Raw genomic sequence first — 870 nt, 5'->3', positions numbered from 1 at the left:
AGTTATACGATATCGCCAAAGTCTTTGGCGATATTTACGGCTGCTATATTGGCAGCCTTGATCTGAATTGAACATCACGTTCTTCGGACATCCTCGTTGCTCCCAGGCCATCTCCAAAGCTTTAGATACTAATTCAGTATCGGGCTTATCGGATAAAGACCACCCCACAACGCGTCGGCTAAATAGGTCAAGCACTACCGCTAAATAGGTCCACTTCGAACCTGACCAAATATAAGTAATATCGCCACACCAAACACGATTCGGAGTACTGACAGAAAACTCACGCTTCAGTAGATTTGGAATATCTGGCCTTTCTACTTTTGCATGTCTATATCGATGCGAACCTGGCTGTTTACTCATTAAATCAGCTTCACGCATTATCTGGCGAACCTTGAATCGTCCGGCTTTTATGCCTTCTTCGCTCAGCATCGAGACAAGAGTACGGCTGCCAGCAGAGCCTCGACTCATGTTGAAGAGTTCTTTAATTTGGCTAGCTAGACGAATGCGACTGGCATCCGGCTTGCGTTGCTTAAACTCGTAGTAACAAGACGAAGCTACGTTGAACAGTTCGCAAAGCATTTTGACCGATTCATGCTCCCTCAACTTGTCTATTAACGAGAACGTTCGAGTTCGTCCGACATTAAGAGAGTGGTGGCCTTTTTTAATATGGATTTTTCTCGTTCTAGCCGGTTAATCCGGGCTTCTAACTCTTGGATTTTCTTTTGCTCAGGCGTGAGGGCTTTAGCCGTTGGAGCCATCCCACCTCGCTCAACTTTGAGTTGGTCGACCCATCGCCGTAAAGCCGTTTCACCTACGCCCATAGAGTTAGCTGCTTCAGGTATGGAGTACCCTTGATCAAGAACCAAACTT

1 pseudogene is annotated in these 870 nt (G+C 46.2%); it reads right to left on the bottom strand.

The features are described 5' to 3' along the window. Positions 1 to 870, bottom strand: a pseudogene (locus tag OQJ75_RS22430) (IS3 family transposase); the annotation flags it as partial.

The organism is Vibrio sp. 14G-20 (assembly GCF_026241515.1).
Taxonomy (GTDB): Bacteria; Pseudomonadota; Gammaproteobacteria; order Enterobacterales; family Vibrionaceae; genus Vibrio.
Note: the sequence above shows the minus strand (reverse complement) of the source record. Positions and strands in the feature narration are given on the sequence as shown.